14 protein-coding genes and 1 pseudogene are annotated in these 15,527 nt (G+C 69.4%); 3 read left to right on the forward strand and 12 right to left on the reverse strand.

Annotation, left to right across the window (positions count from 1 at the left end; translation table 11 throughout):
• Window positions 1–138 precede the first annotated feature (138 nt).
• Window positions 139–918 (forward strand): class I SAM-dependent DNA methyltransferase, encoded by a 780-nt coding sequence (locus AMA02S_RS31860; RefSeq protein WP_067465854.1) that lies wholly within the window; start codon window positions 139–141, stop codon window positions 916–918.
• Window positions 919–1,124: 206 nt separating this feature from the next.
• Here the strand turns inward: AMA02S_RS31860 and AMA02S_RS31865 are convergent, their stop codons facing one another.
• Window positions 1,125–1,802, reverse strand: coding sequence for a GntR family transcriptional regulator (locus tag AMA02S_RS31865; RefSeq protein WP_067465857.1), 678 nt, complete (start codon window positions 1,800–1,802; stop codon window positions 1,125–1,127).
• Window positions 1,799–2,989, reverse strand: coding sequence for a CaiB/BaiF CoA transferase family protein (locus AMA02S_RS31870; protein ID WP_245667923.1), 1,191 nt, complete (start codon window positions 2,987–2,989; stop codon window positions 1,799–1,801). The genes AMA02S_RS31865 and AMA02S_RS31870 overlap by 4 nt, the downstream gene beginning before the upstream one ends.
• 190 nt (window positions 2,990–3,179) lie before the next feature.
• Here AMA02S_RS31870 and AMA02S_RS31875 point away from each other — a divergent pair, with 190 nt between their 5' ends.
• Complete coding sequence (locus AMA02S_RS31875) at window positions 3,180–4,358, forward strand: acyl-CoA dehydrogenase family protein (protein ID WP_067466325.1); 1,179 nt, start codon at window positions 3,180–3,182, stop codon at window positions 4,356–4,358.
• A 154-nt stretch (window positions 4,359–4,512) separates the two neighbouring features.
• On the opposite strand, the gene AMA02S_RS31880 is transcribed toward AMA02S_RS31875, so the two are convergent.
• The 6 genes from AMA02S_RS31880 to AMA02S_RS31900 form a co-directional block, all read right to left on the reverse strand.
• The gene (locus AMA02S_RS31880; protein ID WP_067465860.1) at window positions 4,513–5,787 is read right to left on the reverse strand and encodes a hydroxymethylglutaryl-CoA lyase-like TIM-barrel protein; all 1,275 of its coding nucleotides are present in this window, start codon (window positions 5,785–5,787) and stop codon (window positions 4,513–4,515) included.
• 2 nt (window positions 5,788–5,789) lie between these two features.
• A complete protein-coding gene (locus tag AMA02S_RS40800; RefSeq protein WP_169806924.1) occupies window positions 5,790–6,140 on the reverse strand; it encodes a PLP-dependent aminotransferase family protein in 351 nt (116 codons plus the stop codon).
• Window positions 6,140–7,174, reverse strand: coding sequence for an aminotransferase class III-fold pyridoxal phosphate-dependent enzyme (locus AMA02S_RS31885; protein WP_084265814.1), 1,035 nt, complete (start codon window positions 7,172–7,174; stop codon window positions 6,140–6,142). Before AMA02S_RS31885 ends, AMA02S_RS40800 begins: the two co-directional genes overlap by 1 nt.
• A gap of 311 nt (window positions 7,175–7,485) precedes the next feature.
• Window positions 7,486–8,463: an LLM class flavin-dependent oxidoreductase gene (locus AMA02S_RS31890; RefSeq protein ID WP_067465862.1), complete on the reverse strand. Its 978-nt coding sequence runs from the start codon at window positions 8,461–8,463 to the stop codon at window positions 7,486–7,488.
• 15 nt (window positions 8,464–8,478) lie between these two features.
• Window positions 8,479–8,790, reverse strand: coding sequence for a RedY/HapK family protein (locus AMA02S_RS31895; RefSeq protein WP_067465865.1), 312 nt, complete (start codon window positions 8,788–8,790; stop codon window positions 8,479–8,481).
• Window positions 8,791–9,064: 274 nt separating this feature from the next.
• Entirely contained in the window at window positions 9,065–9,244 is a 180-nt protein-coding gene (locus AMA02S_RS31900; protein WP_157430938.1) for a hypothetical protein, read from the reverse strand.
• A 382-nt stretch (window positions 9,245–9,626) separates the two neighbouring features.
• On the opposite strand from AMA02S_RS31900, the pseudogene AMA02S_RS45350 reads away from it, so the two are divergent.
• A pseudogene (locus AMA02S_RS45350) lies at window positions 9,627–10,204 on the forward strand (hypothetical protein).
• A 353-nt stretch (window positions 10,205–10,557) separates the two neighbouring features.
• On the opposite strand, the gene fxsT reads toward AMA02S_RS45350, so the two are convergent.
• The 4 genes from fxsT to AMA02S_RS31925 all read right to left on the reverse strand — a co-directional run bounded on the left by fxsT (window position 10,558) and on the right by AMA02S_RS31925 (window position 15,519).
• Complete coding sequence (gene fxsT, locus AMA02S_RS31910) at window positions 10,558–12,957, reverse strand: FxSxx-COOH system tetratricopeptide repeat protein (RefSeq protein WP_169806925.1); 2,400 nt, start codon at window positions 12,955–12,957, stop codon at window positions 10,558–10,560.
• A gap of 10 nt (window positions 12,958–12,967) precedes the next feature.
• Window positions 12,968–13,384, reverse strand: a complete 417-nt coding sequence (locus tag AMA02S_RS31915) for a hypothetical protein (RefSeq protein WP_067465877.1) — start codon at window positions 13,382–13,384, stop codon at window positions 12,968–12,970.
• 966 nt (window positions 13,385–14,350) lie between these two features.
• The gene (locus AMA02S_RS31920) at window positions 14,351–15,226 is read right to left on the reverse strand and encodes a class I SAM-dependent methyltransferase (protein WP_067465880.1); all 876 of its coding nucleotides are present in this window, start codon (window positions 15,224–15,226) and stop codon (window positions 14,351–14,353) included.
• Complete coding sequence (locus AMA02S_RS31925) at window positions 15,226–15,519, reverse strand: hypothetical protein (protein WP_067465883.1); 294 nt, start codon at window positions 15,517–15,519, stop codon at window positions 15,226–15,228. The genes AMA02S_RS31920 and AMA02S_RS31925 overlap by 1 nt, the downstream gene beginning before the upstream one ends.
• Window positions 15,520–15,527 lie beyond the last annotated feature (8 nt).

Genomic DNA, 15,527 nt, shown 5'->3' on the forward strand with positions numbered 1-15,527 from the left:
TCAGCGGTGCCGGTCCGCTGGTGAAGTCGATAGCCGCCAACGCGACGAGCGCCCTCATGTCGCTCTGGTGACGCGGCCTTACCGGGCGCCGAAAAATGGGGTGAGGAGCGCACGGTCGCGGGCATAGCGTCAGTGACCATGATCAGTGAGGCGAATGCGGAGGACGACCCGGGGGACGGCTGGTTCCCCGAGAGCGTGGCCGCGGGCTATGACGCCCCGGGCGGCGAGAACGCGCCTGAGGTGGTGACGCCCGCGGTGGACGTCCTCGAAGACCTGGCCGACGGCCCGGTCCTCGAGTTCGCCGTCGGCACCGGACGGATCGCGGCGCCGCTGGCCGCTCGCGGCGTGCGGGTGAGCGGCATCGAACTGAGCCGGGCGATGGCGGCGCGAATCGCGAGCAAGCCGGGCGGCGACGCCGTCAACGTGACGATCGGCGATATGACGACGGCCCGGGTGGCCGGTCGGTTCTCGCTGGTCTATCTGGTGTTCAACACCATCAGCAACGTCACCACCCAGGACGGGCAGGTCGACGTCTTCCGCAACGCGGCCGCGCACCTGCGGCCGGGCGGGCTGTTCCTCGTCGAGGTGGGTCTGCCGGACCTGCGTCGCCTACCGCCCGGGCAGGACACCGTCCCGTTCGCAGTGTCACCCGGCGCCGACGGCGACGGCTATGTCGGGTTCGACCAGTACGACGTCGTCACGCAGGAGTTCACGTCGAACCACGTCACTGTGTCAGGGGACGGGACAGGGGAGTTCCGCCGCATTCCCTTCCGGTATGCCTGGCCGGCCGAGATGGACCTCATGGCGCGCATCGCCGGATTGAGGCTGAAGTACCGCTGGGCGGGTTGGGACCGCTCGGAGCTCACGGCCGAGAGCACCAAACATGTGTCGATCTGGGAGACGGACCCGAGCACGTGACGGTATGCCGCGGATGAAATCTGCCAGCTCCCGCGCGACGCGGGGGCAGTCCTCGAATGCGGCGTGGCTGTCTTGTTGAGTAGGTCGCCAGGACGGCGGTGTCGGCGCTGCGCAAATGCCTGTGGGCTGAGTGCGTTCCCCCGAGCCTCGTGGGGTCCCGAGGATCTCGACAGAGTAGGGCCGATTACTGAGTGGTGCGCGGCGCGTCAGGTGGGTGCAGGGTGGCCGGGCAGCAGGTGCTCCAGGGCCGAGACGGCGTGGGCGCGGTGGAGGTCGAGGATGCGGAGGGCCTCGTCCGTGTCGCGGTGGCGGAGGGCGTCGAGGGTGGCCCGGTGTTCGGCGATGACGCGTGCCCGGTTGTCGCCGTCGGCGTAGTAGATGGAGCGGTAGGCGTCGGTGGCGTCCCAGAGGGTGGCGATCAGACGGGTCAGCCGGGGCATGCCCGCGTACTCGAACAGCGTCATGTGGAAGTTGCGGTTGGCTGCGGCCATGGTGAGCACATCGGTGTCGGCGGCGGCGCGCTCCACCTCGTCCTGGGCGCGCTCCAGTTCTTGTAGCTGTTCGAGTGTGAGGTGGGTGACGGCCTGGCGGATCGCCTCTCCTTCCAGGAGTTCCCGTATCCGGTACACCTCGCGCAGATCGTCCAGGGACAGTTCTTCGACGAAGTAGCCGCGGTGGGCGTGATAGGTGACCAGCCCCTCGCCCTGGAGGGTTTTGAGGGCTTCGCGTAGCGGGACGCGGCTGACGCCGAGTTCCTCGGCGATCGCGTCCTGCCGGACCGGCGCGCCGGGACGGAACCGGCCGGTGGTGATGGCGCGCCGGAGTTCGGTCAGGACGAACTCCTGTGCCGTCGGTGGCCTGCGATGTCCCTCGGCCGGGTTCATCGGCCCAATATCTCACGGACCCATACGCCGTGCTCTCCCAGGCCAGGTGGCGCCAGCCGGTAGCGCGCCGGGGTGGCGCCGAGCCGGATCGGGTTGGCGACCTGGGGCACGCGTTCCCCGCGTCTGGGATCGTCCAACTGGACGATCGGCTCCAGCCCGAGGCTCGCGCCGAGGTCGCAGGCCGCCGCGAGGTCGTTGATGGGGCCGCACGGCACTCCCGCTGAGGTGAGCGCCGCGCACCAGGAGTCGGCCGGACGTCGCGCGAGAGTCTGGGACAGGGCGGCGGCAAGCGGCTCGCGGGCGGCGACCCGGCCGGAGTTGGTGGCGAACCGCGGATCTCGGGCGAGATCGTCCCGTTCCAGAACCGCGCACAGCGCGCGGAACTGGCGGTCGTTCCCAGCGGCGATGACCATCGGACGATCGGCGGCCTCGAACACCTCGTACGGGACGATGCTCGGGTGCCGGTTGCCCAGGGCCCGCGGCACCACCCCGCTGGTGACGTAGGCCGAGGCCTGGCTGGTCAGCGCCGAGAGCAGCGAGGTCAGCAGCGAGACCTCGACCCGCTGCCCCTGGCCGGTGCGGTCGCGGTACCGCAGCCCGGCCAGCAGACCCGCCACCGCATGCAGTCCCGTGATCACGTCGACGAGCGCCACGCCGGTCTTGACCGGGCCACCCTCCGGTTCGCCGGTGACGCTCATCAGGCCGCCGACCGCCTGTACGACGAGGTCGTAGCCGGGCAGGTCGGCGCCCTTGCCGGTGCCGAACCCGGTGATGGAGCAGTAGACCAGCCCGGGATTGAGCTCCGCCGCCTGCGCATGGCCGAGGCCGAGCCGTTCCATCGTGCCGGGACGGAAGTTCTCGATGAGCACGTCCGCGCGGGCGACCAGCGCACGGGCGACTTCTAGATCACCAGGATCCCGCAGGTCCAGCGCGATGGACCGCTTGTTGCGGTTGAGGCCGAGAAAGTACGTCGCCTCGCCGTCCGCGTACGGTGGCCCCCACGAACGCGTGTCGTCGCCCCTCCCGGGGCGCTCGACCTTGACGACCTCCGCGCCGAGGTCGGCCAGCAGCATCGTCGCGTACGGTCCGGCCAGCACGCGGGTGAAGTCGGCGACGAGCAGCCCGGCGAGCGCGCCGGCCCCGGCCCCGGCGTCGCTCGAATCGCCGATACCGCCTGAATCGGTCACATCGCCTGCGCCGCCGCAAGCGCGATCATCGCCGGTGACTTCCATCCGTGTAGCTCCAGCCGCGTCGGGCCGAGGACCTTCCGCAGTCCGCCGACCGAGATCTTCCCCACCTGTTGGCCGGGACCCTAGGTCAGGTAACTTGGATAATCAATACTGGATCCAAAATTAAATCCATGATGGAGTGTGCGCCGTGAACACACCACAACCGGTCCACCCGTCCGCGCTGTTCGCCGTGGACGGTCTGCTGACCGACGAAGAACGCGAGATCCGTCAGACCGTGCGCCGGATGTGCGACGACGAACTGCGCCCCCATCTGGCCGGGTGGTTCGACAAGGGCCGGTTCCCCGCACGGGAACTGGCCAGGCGGTTCGGATCCATGGGACTGCTCGGCATGCACCTCAAAGGTCACGGCTGCGCGGGGCTCGGCGCCGTCGCGTACGGCCTGGCCTGCCTCGAACTGGAGGCGGCCGACTCCGGCCTGCGCAGCCTCGTGTCCGTGCAGGGCTCGCTCGCGATGTACGCGATCTGGCGGTACGGGAGCGAGGAGCAGAAGCGGGAGTGGCTGCCCCCGATGGCGGCCGGGGAGCGCATCGGGTGCTTCGGTCTCACCGAACCCGACGCCGGCTCCGACCCCGCCGGGATGCGCACCCGCGCCAGGCGCGACGGCGGCGACTGGGTGCTCGACGGAACCAAGATGTGGATCACGAACGGGGCGATCGCCGACGTCGCCGTGGTGTGGGCACGGACCGATGACGGGATCCGCGGCTTCCTCGTCCCGGCCACGACCCCCGGCTTCACCGCGCACGACGTCGGCGGCAAGCTCTCACTCCGCGCCAGCGTGACCAGCGAACTGATCCTGGACGGCGTCCGGCTGCCCGCCGACGCCGCGCTCCCCGACGCCCTCGGCCTGGCCGGCCCGCTTCAGTGCCTGAGCGAGGCACGCCTCGGGATCATCTTCGGCTCGCTGGGCGCCGCACTCGACTGTCTGGAAACGACCATCGCCTACGCCCTCGAACGCGAGATCTTCGGCCGCCGGCTGGCCTCCTTCCAGCTCACCCAGGAGAAGCTCGCCGACGCCGCACTGGAACTGGGCAAGGGCCTGCTGCTGGCGATCCATCTCGGTCGTCTCAAGGAGTCCGGCGCCCTGAGCCCGGAACAGGTCAGCGCCGGCAAACTCAACAACGTCCGCGAGGCCCTCACCATCGCCCGCACCTGCCGTACCGTCCTCGGTGCCAACGGCATCACCCTGGAATACCCCGTGATGCGGCACATGGCGAACCTCGAATCGGTGCTCACCTACGAAGGAACCTCCGAGATCCACACTCTCGTCGTCGGCCGAGCGCTCACCGGCCTGCAAGCGTTCCGGTGAACGCCTGACGGTGCCCGCCGCCGAGAAGGCCTGCCCGGAAAGCCGAAATCTGACGTCAGGCTCCCTGGTTGCCTTACGCCGCGCCGGCCGAGGTCCGGCGGAGGTCCGGGTGCGGGGCGTGGGTGCTGGGGGTTCGCGGTCCGGTGCTTGGCCGTCAGTTCGCGAGGACCGATCGTGCGATGGCCCGGATCTCCTCGTCGGTGAGCAACCGTCCCAGGGCGTCGAGTTCCGCGCGACACCGCTCCACGATGGCCGGCACCAGCGCCGGATCCGCGTCGATGCCAAGCCCGTGCAGGGTCGCCGCGGTCGTCCGCGGCCCGCTCTGCGGGGTCAACGGCACCCGGCGCTCGTTGCCGACCAAAGCCGGCTCGACGCAGTTGTGCAGCAGCGGATCCACCTCGTACTCCACGGTGACCCAGTCGCCGCCGCCCCAGCAGAACGCGTCCCGGCCGGTGATCGGCTGGTTCAGCGCCGGCATGTGGCCGGTCAGCTCGGCGCCCGCTCGGGCCAGCTCGGTCAGCGCGTTGAGCCGGATGCCCGTGCGCACCCCGTACAGCGCCTCGAAGGCGGCCGCGGTCGCGGCGAGATCGGCGTTACCCGGGCCGCCGCAGTACCCGTTCACCGACGACTCCACCACGGCCGCACCGGCCCGCGCCGCGGCCACCGCGCACGCGACCCCGAGCCCGAAGGTGTTGTGCGGGTGGACCCCGACCTCAAGGTCCGGCGCGGCCGACCTGGTCGCGTGGACGAGCCGTCCGAACGCCTCCGGCCCGACCGCGCCCGGACCGTCGAACAGGGCGATCTCGCCCGCGCCCGCGCCGGCCATGGCCGCCACCGTCTCGGCGAGCATCTCGTCCGTCAGATAGGACACCATCGTGAACGCGGCGGTGACCCGGAGCCGCTGCGCGCGGGCGTGCTCCACCACCGCGATCGCTCGTCCGACGACCTCTTCCCGGGACGCCGGCACAGGTGGGTCATAGATTCCGGACGCTGGGCCGAATCCGGGCACGGACACCTGCACGGCGTCGAATCCGATGTCCCGCGCCAGATCGACGCCGTCCATGGTGGACACGAACGGGCAGGCCACCGTGCAGTCCGGCTGCTCTTGTTTGATCACTGCCAGGTCGGCCCGGAGCGCATCGGGGTCACGGCCCGGCCCCGAGGTCACGATCTCCGGCACGCCCGAGCGGGCCAGCAGCCGCAGGAACGCGGTCTTCGCCTCGCGAGTCGCCACCACCCCGGGCATCGACTCGATCGCGCGGATGGAAGTGTCGCGCAACCGGACGCGTTCGGGCAGCACACCGGTCACCGCCGTATCCCGGTTTCCCGGAGCCACCGACCACCGGCCGGGTGCGTACGCGCCGGCCGTCCTCGACCGGCCGATGTCCGCGCGGATCCGTTCGACCTGCGCCTCGGTCAGATCGTCCACGGCTACCGCCCTCCCCGGCCGGTGAGCTCCCCGATCACCTCGGCGAACAACGTGCCGTGCAATGCCACATCGGACTCGGCCGTCATCGGCGACATCAGCGCCGCGCCGCTCATCCCGTTGAGCACGATGCCCCGATTGGCCAGGTAGAGCCACAACGCGTCGCGAACCGACGAACCGACACGCGGATACAACTGCCCGGCGTTGCGCGGCGGAACCGGTGTGAAGGCGTACGAGACGCGACCTCCGAGCCGTCCGACATGCCACGGCAGGTCGTGCCGGGCGATGACCGCCGAGACATCACGCGCATAGCGTTCGGCCAGGCGGTTCATGTGGGCGTAGGTCCCCTCGGTCATCACCTCACCGAGGACCGCGCGCATCGCGCGCACGCCAGCGGCCCGCCCGCCATGGTGCTGCCGAGACCGCCGTCCCCGTCCCTGGTGTAGCGCGCCGCAGCGGCGGCCACCGCGTCGGACATCCCGTACACCCCGGCCGGGATGCCGCCCGCGATGCACTTGCCCATGGTGATCAGGTCGGGGTCCAGACCGAGTTCCCGGACGCAGCCGCCCGGACCGGCCGGGATCGTCTGCGTCTCATCGATGATCAACAGAGTGCCGGTACGACGGGTGAGGTCGCGCAGGCCGGCGTGGAACCCCGGCTCCGGCCAGATCACCGCGCCGCCGTTGGTCAACACCGGTTCGGCGAGCACCGCGGCGACGTCGCCCGGGGCGAGTGCCCGTTCGAGCGCGTCGAGGTCGTTGAACTCCACGACCTTCGTCGTCTGCCGGACGTCCACGCCGTTGGGCTCGACGCCGGGCTCCGGTACCACGCCGTCCGCGGTCAGCACGGCGGCCGTCTGTTCCAGCGACCCGTGGTAGGCGCGGTTGAACATCAGGATCCGCTGCCGTCCGGTCGCCACCTTGGCCAGCAGCAGGGCGAACCGGTTGGCGTCCGTCGCCGACACGGTGAACTGCCAGAACGGCAGACCGAAGCGGTGCCGCAGTTCCTCGGCCACCGCCACGTGGTCCTCGTTCGGCCAAAGGGTGACGCTGCCCCGGACGAGCTGGTCCCGCACCGCCGCCACGACCGCGGGATGGTTGTGCCCCCACAGCGCCGCCGTGCCGGCCAGCCCGAAGTCGGCGTACTCATGCCCGTCGATGTCGTACAGGCGGGTGCCCTCCGCACGGTCCACCATCAGCGGCACCGGCGGAGGGAACTGGCTGATCCAATGCTGGGGGGTGCCGTGCACCTGGGAACGGCGCGCCCGCTCGTGTAGCGCCACAGCCCGCGGACGGGCCTCGATCCACCTGGCGCGTTCCCCGTCCAGCAGCGCGGCGAGCCGGTCCGGATCGATTCCCGCCGGCAGCGCGTTCGGCTGGTCGCTCGTCATCACCCTCCCCAGATGATCGTCAAGTGGCTGGTAGGTGGTCCAGCACACCGGGTCGGGGCCACCGGATGGCGTACCGTCGGCGCCCAGCCGTCCCCTGTTGCGGCGACCTCCCGGGCACCCAGGAGCAGCCGTCGCCGCCCAGGCACATCATCAGCCGTGCGCAACGCGTACCAGCTCGACGTCGACGGTCGCGCTCACCAACGGCCGGACCTCGTCGCCCACCGTGACGCCGAGCGGGTCGACGCACCCGAGCAGCGCCGACCCGGCCCGGGAGAGGGACGGCTCGGCCCCGGGCCGCGCCGTCCCGCCCGTTATGACCGGCCCGCTCCGGCCAGCGCGGGAACCAACTCCCCGATCGCCTCAAGCTGGGCCAGCCGGTCATACATCGGATAGAGGATCAGCTCGTCCACCCCCGCATCGAACAGTTCCCCCAACCGCTGGGCACAGTGATCCGGCGGGCCGTACACGGCTACCCGGTCGGCCATGCCGGCCGCGTCGTAGACCGGATTCCCCCCGAACGCCTGCTCGAACGCCGGGATCAGGTGCCGCCGCGCGAGCTCCTCGCTGTCCTCGACCGCGATGTAGACGCTCTTGGAAATGGTGAAACTGGCCGGGTCGCGTCCCTGGTCGGCCATCTCTTCCTGCACGATCGCCAGCTGCCGCAGAAAGTCCTCGGTCCCGACGGGCCCGGCGCCGGTCCACCCGTCCGCGATCCGGACGGCACGCCGTAGCGCCGGCTCGGCCCGGGCTCCGATCCAGATGGGCGGGCCGGGCCGCTGGACCGGTTCCGGTTGCGCCCGCATGCCGGAGAATGAGTACAGCTCACCGTCGTAGCCGGCCTCGGTCTGGCCCCACAAGGCCCGCATCACATCGATTCCCTCGACCAGCCGGCGGATCGGCCGGTCGGTCGGGATACCCAGCGCGGCGAGGCCCGCCCGGTGATAGGCAAGGCCGATGCCGAGCCCGACGGTGAGCCGGCCACGAGAGAGCTGGTCGATGGTGGCCAACTCGCGGGCCTGGACGGCGGGGTTCCGCCGTCCGGAGTACAGCACGCCGATGCCCAATCGCAGCCGTTCGGTGACCGCTGCCAGGTGCGACAGCACGTGCAGTCCGTCGAGCGAGAAGTTGTCGCTGTTCACCGAGTCCTGCGTCCAGATCCCGGCGAACCCGAGACGCTCCGCGCGCCGTGCGAACGGTACGAGCAGGTCCGGGGTGCTCGGCGCCCCGACCGAAAGCCGCGACACCGCGCTGTCGGCAACGGGCCCCACGTCGTCAGGCACGATCCCCATGTCCCCTCACCCCCGCTATACGATCTCGCTGCCGAACACGGTGACGGCCGATTCCCGGTCGGCCATCTTGCGGAAACCGGCCACGACCTCGGCCATCTCCGGCGTGGTCAGGCACTGCTCCCAGGCGTCCCACGACTCGACCTCGATGTCCTCGACGACGTCCCACGGGGACGCACCGCCGCGCGAGCCGGCGAGCTGGAGCACACGGAACCGGTGCACGCAGGGCTGCTGACTGGTGATCGCCTGATCGACGGTCTTCGACCACTCGATGTACTCATCGGCCGTCACACCAGGCTTCAGCTTGTACAAGCAGTAGACCTTCTGCACTCGCGCTCTCCATTCGCTCGGCTGCCGGACCGCCCGTAGTGGGCGCATTGGCCCTTTTGGAGCGGGTTTGAGTATGTGATTCTGTGTTGTAATTGTCAACAGGTCAAGAAGTGAGCCTTCTGGGACGGCGCCACGGGCCGCCCCGATCGCGGGCCGCGCAGTCGACTTTCGGAGCCGTCGGCCGTATTCGCCGTGGTAGAGACGTTGATCGCGTTCGGTACGGTCCGGCCAAAGCAGGGTGGCGCTGGCCTCGTGGACCCCCTCCCCGTCGCGGCTAGGGCAACTGCGCGTCCGGGCGGGTACCGGCGTACCGCAGGTCGATCACCGGCTCTGTGAGGAGCCGCGAACGCGTCGTCCGCCCGCCAGACCGGGGAGTCGGGCCGGCGCGGACGAAGCACGCCACGTCCGGCGTGGGCATCCGGCGTAGAACATCAATCAGCATCTTGAACTGCATGTTCTCCATGTCGCTGTGAGCTCTCTCCAGGGCGCCGCCGCCCGATTCACCGGTCTATCGAACGCCTCTCAGTGGCCTTGGTGAGATCGTCGCACATCCTCGGCGTCCACTGCGGGGGCCGACTCGATCGCTGTCTCCCTGGTGAGACACTTTCGCCAATTCAAGTGTTGACATCAACAACAGGCGACCTGGGTCTTTCGGGGACGCCGAGGTGATCGAGTCTGGGCGATCATTCCTCCAGCGCCCGCCGGCCGCAGCTGCCGCGGCGGCTACTCGGCGCGCCCGCCGTCGTCCTGGCGTCAGTACTCGTGTCGCCCGCGACGCAGATGCTGCCGGTCGAAGCGGCCAGCGCGACGCTCATGCGCGAGGCGCCACCGGAGCGATGCCTCTGATCACGGCGGCCGCGTGGCCCCGCAAGCAACGGGCCCACGAACACACCGACGCCTACGTCGGTCCCGCACTTCGGCCGGGAGCCTACCGCGAGGTGCTGTGGGCGCTGGACGCGCACTGGGCCCGTAGCACCGCCAGACGCTGCGCGGTGGACTTCACGCGATTGCTCGGTGGCCCGATCCACGTGACGATGCGCAGGTACCGTTTCGTCGAGGACGGGCTCCTGCTCGGCAAACGGAGACGGCGCAAGTCGTCGACGAGACGTGCCAGAACCGAAAGCTCTGGTACCGCAACGATGCCACCAGCGCCAAGACCGGCATCGAACGGTACAAGGCCGTCATGACCCACAGGGACCGGGTGCTGTTCGACGGGCTCGCCGAGATGCTCACCCGACCCGACGGTGACAAATGCCCGCAATGCCGCCGCCGTCCCGCTTACGGTGCAGAAGAGATCGGCACGTTCGGCCGGGTGGAGTTCTGCCAGTCATGCCGCAGTATCTGGCAAAACTACATTCAGTCCTTCCCCGACCGCGCCGGGAGCTTCCTTCCACGCCTCCACCTGAACTCCTGATCGTGCCCAAAGGTTTCGGTGGAAATGCCTTCGCCCCGTCCATTCGCCCCGGCCGCCCTGGTGCCCGATGTCGAGGGGAGTGGTTGAGGTGTGTTGAGTCGGTGAGGAGGCCGTTCTGGCGGAAATCGACAAGAGGATTGCCGTGTTGGCGTCGTGGAATAGGCCTGGGTACCGGAAGCAGCGCACGAAGCCGGAGAGGGAGGCGTTATTGGCGAGGTTCGAGCAGGGGCCCCGATGCGAGCCCGGCGATCATGAATCCTTGGCGTCTCTCCTTTCCTGTGACGTAGGTCGATAGAAGAACATGTAAGCGACTATGCCTGTGTTGCCGCATTCGTGTGCTGTACGGCTCTGGTTCAATCCGGAACTCCGAACAGATCTTTCAAGTGGTTGACGGACTGCTGCAGTGACCGTGTTGTGGGGTGTTGTGTCCCAAGAGCAGCCAATGCGCATCGTTCGGCTCTGGTGATCGCTGCGAGCGCTTCCGCGGCCTGCCTCAAATCGCGGTGCGTGGCGGCCAGGTTTGCCAGGCGGGTGGCGACGTCGGGGTGATTCGGGCCCAGCGCGGCCTCGGCGATGGCCAGCGCCCGTTGCTCCAATGGCAGGGCTTCGGCGGCCCGTCCCAGTGCACGGTGTGTGGCGGCCAGGTTCCCCAGGCGAATGGCGACGTCGGGGTGATCGGTGCCGAGCGCAGTCTCGGTGATGGTAAACGCCCGTTGCTCCAACGGCATTGCCTCAGCCACCCGCCCCAGTGCGTGATATGTGGCGGCCAAGTTTGCCAGGCGGGTGGCGACGTCGGGGTGATTCGGGCCCAGCGCGGCCTCGGCGATAGCCGACGCCCGTTGCTCCAATGGCAGGGCTTCGGCGGCCCGTCCCAGTGCACGGAGCGTGACGGCTAGGTTCCCCATCCCGATGGCGACGTCGGGATGGTCTGGGCCCAACGCTGCCTCGGCGATGGCTAACGCCCGTTGCTCCAACGGCAGTGTCTCAGCCACCCGTCCCAGTGCGCGGAGCGTGACGGCCAAGTTCCCCAGCCCGAGAGCCACGCTGGGATGGTCCGGGCCCAGTGCGGCCTCGGCGATAGCAACCGCCCGTTGCTCTAATGGCAGGGCTTCGGCGGCGCGTCCCAGTGCGCGATGGGTGGCGGCCAAGTGCCCCAGCCCGATGGCGACCTCGTGGTGATCAGGGCCCAGCGCGGCCTCGGCGATGGCCAGCGCCCGTTGCTCCAATGGCAGGGCTTCGGCGGCCCGCCCGAGTGTACGGTGCGTGCCGCCCAGGTATCTCAGCCGGATGGCGACGTCGGGGTGATCAGGGCCCAGTGCGGCCTCGGCGATGGTGGCTGCGATGGTGAGCATGTCATTGGCGCGTTGATACTCGCCCTGCGCGATCAGGAACAACCCTGTCTGGTTGAGCACTTGGCTGAGCTGCTCCGATGGGCGGGATGAGGCAGAGGCGGTGATCGCTTCCACATGGACGACAAGAGATCGCCAGACGGGCCAACCGGCCACTGCGGAGTCGGGGTCGGCGGGCATGGTCGTCTGGAGCCAGTCGAGGGCAAGGTCGCGGGCCGTACTGTGCCCGTCATCTTCGCTGGTGTCCTGGGCTTGGGACAGGACGGCGGCTCGGGTGAGGCGGTGCATCGCCACCACCTCATCGGTCAGGTCGATCATGCTGTGGGAGGCCAGGACTCCTAACGCTTCGTCTGCGGCCTCGGCGGCCTCCTCGTCCCCGCCGCCCAGCATCAGCCGAGGAATGTCCGCAGGCGCGTACTGCGCCAGTACCGAAACAAGTTGGGCGGCCTTCGGGGCCTGCTCTTGAAGGGTTTCCAGGGTGATGTCCCACAGGCGAGCGATGGTGGCCTGGGCCTTGTCGCCGTCGGCGGCCTTGGCGTAGTAGCGGGCCGGATGCTGTTTCAGCAACCCCAGATAGCGGGCCAACTTGATGCGGGTCTGACGAATGTAGGCGGCGGCCTGGTCCAACGCCAGCGGCAGATACCCGAGTTCCCGGGCGATCTCCGCAGAGGTCTGCCGGTCTTCTGGGGCGGTGTGCCCAGTGATGGTGGTGATCAGTTCGGCGGCCGGCGCTGGGTCGAGCAGCCCGAGCTGCAAGGTACGCGTGGTGCCGGGCCAGCGCACGTCCCGGCGGCTGGTGATCAGCGCATGCCCACCCTCCAGACGCCCCAACAGCGCGGCGACATGGGTTGGGTCGGTGACGTTGTCCAACAACAGCAGCCATCCCGGATGGGCCCGCAACCAGCCGACCGCCCACGCGGCGGCATCCTCGGTGGTCGCCGCCCGCGCGGCATCCTGGACCAGGTGATGGGTCAACGCGGCCAACCCGGCCTCGACCTGCTCGGGGCTCTCGGCGGTGATCCACCACACCGCCTCATACCGCTCCCGGGCCCGGTGGGCGTACTGCAACGCCATCTCCGACTTGCCCACCCCGCCCATCCCATACAGGGCCTGCGTCACCACCACCGTCTTATCTGCGGCGGCCAACACCTGTTCAAGCCACCGGTAATCGTCGTGGCGTCCGAGGAACACAGGCGTGGCCGGGCGCGGCAATCCGACGATTCGTGCGGCGGGCCGCACCGTTTCCGGCGCCGGGAGCGACACCGCAGCCTGGATGATCTCATCGCCGGTCTTGACGTTGCCAAAGTTGACACCGACCCCTGGCGATCGGGCCCCTGAAGTTTGTAGGTGGGTGGCAGGGGGGGAGCTTAACCGCTGCTCGGCTCCCGTGGCGTCGTCGGTCATGGCCGACTCGCTACTGGAAGGTGTTGCCATCGCCGGTCGCGATGATGCCGTGGTTGGTGTGCACTGCCGGGGACCGCTCCCCGGACGTCATCACCTGCACCCCCGTTCTGTGCGCGTGCCGGACCAACTGCTGGACCTGCGTGGCCAACTCGGTGTCTGTGGCCAGGATCGTGCGGATGGCCTTACGCAACGCGGCCTCGTTGTCAGCTACGTCGGGACCGTCGACCACATCGCCCAGCGGCTCGGGCACCTCCTCGCCGTCTGCGTGGACGCCGAAGATCCTCTGCACGGGCCGCTGCCCGAACCCCATCGTGGCATCGGCCACCTGTCCCAGCGTGCGCGCGAACATTGCACCCCGATAGGCGCTCGCCGCCGTGGTCACGTACTGCGTCACGTCCCCGGCTAACCGCACCAGATCCCCAGACATCCCCGCGCCTTCCCTAAACGATCACCAGTGACCGCAAAGCCACTGACCGTCACCAGGGAGGCTAGGCGCACCACCCTGCGTCCGGGACGTAAACACTCTCCACGACCGAAACCGGCCCACCCACCACTTCACCGATCCGGCTCGGCAACCATCCATACCCTGCACTGCTCAACGAGGCTCCGGGGTGCTCAATTGCGCGAACGGTGCACAATTTCGTGACAGACCGTTTCGTGCGAAGGAGGACCCCAGCCCTAGGAGGGGTCTGGAAAACAACGGACTTCCCCAGACCCGCACGCTCTCAACCGGTGCCGTGCCTTTCCCTCGTGGGACATGTGGGGCCGTCCTGGGGGGCGGCGGTCACGTCCTACCCTTTCGCCCGCAGTCCTGGCACTTGATCCACTCTTTGGGTTTGGCCTCGGTCTACTGGCCGCTGCCGAACTCGCACCAGCCTCCCTGCCCGTCACAGGTCGGCAATCTGACGCTGTGCCGCGCGTGCGGGGGAGAGGGCGGCGGTCTCGATGGTGCGCCGTGTGCGCGCTGCGCCGAGACGGGCATTGAAGCTGCCAAGCTGGAAGTGGTTCAGACGCTCCAGCGGGTCGGCGGCGAATTGCGGTTCGTCCCGCCCAAGACCGATGACTCGATGCGGACGGTTCCGCTACCTGACCTGTGTGTCACGGCATTGTGCGAGCACCGTGTCAACCAGGACAGGGAGCGGACGGACGCCTGGCCACGCTGGCAGGATCACGGGCTCGTCTTCCCTTCCCACCTTGGTACGCCGATGGAGCCCGACAACCTTCGGCGCAGTTGGGGCCGTATTCGGGCGGCGGCCGGCCTGGGCGCGATGCGGTTGCACGACAGACGGCACACGTGTCTCGCTGCTGCTGGAGTTCGGCGTCCCGCCGCACGTCGTCCGGAAAATCGTCGGGCACAGTGACATCGAGGTGACGATGACGATCTACGGTGTGATCACCCGGGGGTCGTCGCGGTGATCAGCCAGTAGCCGGCCGGGAGCCGGTAGCTGGGACCGGAGTCACCGTCAGGGACACCGAACCGGGTGAGGAGGCCGGCGGTTGCTGACCTGGCGGCTGCCTGCCGTGCAGGAGAGGCGGCCCGGTACGCCGCGCTCGCGGGGCCCATTTCGATAAGCCATTCGGCCACCGTGTCGGGTTCGTCGGTAACCTGCAGGGTGACATCGTGTGGCTGGATCGTGATGCCTTCGAAGCCGGCTGCGGTGAGTATGCGCTTGATGCGCGCCGGTTGCGCGAAGGCGAACGGGCCCGGTTCCTCGCCCAGCGGCAGCGGTGGCAGGGCGTCGAGATGGGGTGCGGCGCCGAGCACGGCCATCGCAAGCCAGGGGTTGGCCGTGCCGTCGCGGAAGACGGTCGCGGCCAGCCGGGCACCCGGGCGCAACGACCGTCGTATGGCGATGCAGCCGGCGACCGGGTCGGCCAGCAGCATCAGCGCCATGCGGGAAAACACCGCGTCAAACGGCGCGCCGGGCACGACGTCGGCCGTCTCGATATCAGCGGCGATGAATCGCAGGCCGGGGTGCCGGTCCGGGGGGAAGCGCCGGCGGGCGGCCGCCACCATCGACTCGGCCAGATCCACGCCGACCGCCTGGCCGGTCGGCGCGACGGCCGCCGCGAGGGCGGCGGTGGTGCCCCCGCAACCGCAGCCGACGTCCAGGAACCGCTCGCCGGCGCGTGGCCGCAACCAGGCCATCGCCGGCATGCCCAGCGGCCGGCCGAGATGATCGTGCCGGTCGGCGTGCCGGATCCAGCCGGGCGCGGTCTGCGTCCAGAATGCGAGATTGCGTGCCCGCAGGGACGCGGCGTCGGGCATCAGAACGGCAGTTCGGTGCCGTCGAGGGTGACCGACCGGAATCCGGCGGCCTTGCCGGGGTCGAACCCCTCCTGCTGTGCCGCGAGACCGGCCGCGCGGATCAGCCGCTCGGACTGAAAGCGACGGAACGCCTCCTCGCTCTCCCAGACGTTCATGATCCTCCAGCCGTCGGGGGCGGGACCGGCCACGTGGGCGAGCAGCCCGGGCGGCCGATCCGGCCCCAGGTGCTTCTCCACCAGCCGGTACTCGCTCTCGGTGACTCCGGGCATCTCCTGCAGCACTCCGAACGGCATCCCGGGCG

It is taken from the genome of Actinomadura macra NBRC 14102, from assembly GCF_001552215.1.
GTDB lineage: Bacteria > Actinomycetota > Actinomycetes > Streptosporangiales > Streptosporangiaceae > Spirillospora > Spirillospora macra.

Bases quoted from the DNA above. Each gene is read 5' to 3' on its own strand.
- AMA02S_RS31885 (WP_084265814.1), bottom strand. From the start codon at position 7,174: ATGACGAGCGACCAGCCGAACGCGCTGCCGGCGGGAATCGATCCGGAC.
- AMA02S_RS31920 (WP_067465880.1), bottom strand. From the start codon at position 15,226: ATGCCCGACGCCGCGTCCCTGCGGGCACGCAATCTCGCATTCTGGACG.
- AMA02S_RS31915 (WP_067465877.1), bottom strand. From the start codon at position 13,384: ATGTCTGGGGATCTGGTGCGGTTAGCCGGGGACGTGACGCAGTACGTG.
- fxsT (WP_169806925.1), bottom strand. From the start codon at position 12,957: ATGACCGACGACGCCACGGGAGCCGAGCAGCGGTTAAGCTCCCCCCCT.
- AMA02S_RS40800 (WP_169806924.1), bottom strand. From the start codon at position 6,140: ATGACCGAGGGGACCTACGCCCACATGAACCGCCTGGCCGAACGCTAT.
- AMA02S_RS31925 (WP_067465883.1), bottom strand. From the start codon at position 15,519: ATGCCGTTCGGAGTGCTGCAGGAGATGCCCGGAGTCACCGAGAGCGAG.
- AMA02S_RS31890 (WP_067465862.1), bottom strand. From the start codon at position 8,463: ATGGGGATCGTGCCTGACGACGTGGGGCCCGTTGCCGACAGCGCGGTG.
- AMA02S_RS31860 (WP_067465854.1), top strand. From the start codon at position 139: ATGATCAGTGAGGCGAATGCGGAGGACGACCCGGGGGACGGCTGGTTC.
- AMA02S_RS31900 (WP_157430938.1), bottom strand. From the start codon at position 9,244: ATGCAGTTCAAGATGCTGATTGATGTTCTACGCCGGATGCCCACGCCG.
- AMA02S_RS31865 (WP_067465857.1), bottom strand. From the start codon at position 1,802: ATGAACCCGGCCGAGGGACATCGCAGGCCACCGACGGCACAGGAGTTC.